Here is a 1,529-nt window from a genome sequence, read left to right on the forward strand (position 1 = left end):
TTGCGACTTTGGTTGGGCCGAACCACCAAAGGACCCCCTTTATGACTTTTAATGATCTCAATCTCAACGCGTCGTTGCTAAAAGCAATTAATGACCAAGGCTATAACACCCCGACACCGGTACAAGCCCAAGCGATCCCTTTTATCCTAGAAGGGCGTGATATGCTCGCAGGCGCTCAAACGGGTACGGGTAAAACCGCCGGATTTACGTTGCCGATGCTTCAAATTCTTAGTGAGCAAAAAACACCTAAAAATCATCGCAAAATTCGTGCTCTTATCCTCACTCCGACGCGTGAACTTGCCGCGCAAGTGGGAGAGAGTGTAAAGCTTTATGGCAAATACCTCCCTCTCAAAAGTGCCGTCATTTTCGGCGGAGTGGGGATCAACCCTCAAATCACCATGTTACGTAACGGTATCGATATCCTCGTAGCCACTCCGGGACGTTTACTCGATCACGTAGGGCAGGGAACAGTTGATTTGAGCGCAGTTGAGATTTTCGTTCTTGATGAAGCGGATCGTATGCTCGATATGGGATTTATCCGCGATATCCGACGTGTCATTACGATTTTGCCAAAAGCTCGCCAAAATCTCATGTTCTCTGCGACCTACTCAGATGATATTAAAACACTTGCCAATACGTTGCTCCGCAATCCGGCCGAAGTCGAAGTGGCTCGCCGCAATACCTCCAGTGAGCTGGTAAGCCAAAGCGTTATTCTCGTCGATTGTAAACGCAAAAGTGCCTTGCTCGGTGAGTTGATCGGTAAAAACAAATGGGAACAGGTTCTCGTTTTCACCCGCACGAAACACGGAGCGAACAAGCTCACCGAATATCTTCAAAAAATCGGGATTAGCGCTGCGGCAATTCACGGGAATAAAAGCCAATCGGCACGTACAAAAGCGCTGGATGATTTTAAACGCGGCAGTGTTAGGGTTTTAGTTGCTACTGATATTGCCGCACGCGGTATCGACATCGATGCATTGCCTCATGTGGTCAATTTCGAACTCCCGAACATCGCCGAAGATTACGTTCACCGTATCGGACGAACAGGGCGTGCGGGTTGCGAGGGTGAAGCCCTCTCACTGGTATGTGTGGATGAAGCCGATTATTTACGCGGTATCGAAAAACTGATCAACAAAAAACTCCCTTCTCGTATCGTAGAGGGGTATGAACCAGACCCTTCTATCAAAGCTGAACCGATCCAACGCGGTCGTGGTGGAGCAGGTGGAGGCGGTGGAAACCGTGGCGGCGATCGTAATGGAAAACCGACCCAAAAACGTGACGGTGGACGCCATGAACCTAAAAAACGTAACCAAGATGGACGTCGTTAAAGCTTTTTCGCAATAATGGTAGTATTTTTTATCTGTTCATGTGTAGAATAAATGATAAACTCTTAAATTGAGTAAAAAGTTGGTTATATATGGTGATACGTTTTTTTGCTTTTTGTATGGTATTTATTTCATTTTTGAATGCTACAGTGCTGGAAAAAGTATCGATCCAATTGGATTGGAAATATCAGTTTGAATATGCTG

1 protein-coding gene is annotated in these 1,529 nt (G+C 46.4%); it reads left to right on the forward strand.

The window, feature by feature from the left end; all coding sequences use genetic code 11:
* The first annotated feature begins 41 nt into the window (after positions 1-41).
* Entirely contained in the window at positions 42-1,328 is a 1,287-nt protein-coding gene (locus WA010_RS00440) for a DEAD/DEAH box helicase (protein WP_422555209.1), read from the forward strand.
* Positions 1,329-1,529 lie beyond the last annotated feature (201 nt).

Source organism: Sulfuricurvum sp. (genome assembly GCF_049305995.1).
GTDB lineage: Bacteria > Campylobacterota > Campylobacteria > Campylobacterales > Sulfurimonadaceae > Sulfuricurvum.

Coding starts and splice junctions, on each gene's coding strand:
- WA010_RS00440 (WP_422555209.1), top strand. CDS start 42: ATGACTTTTAATGATCTCAATCTCAACGCGTCGTTGCTAAAAGCAATT.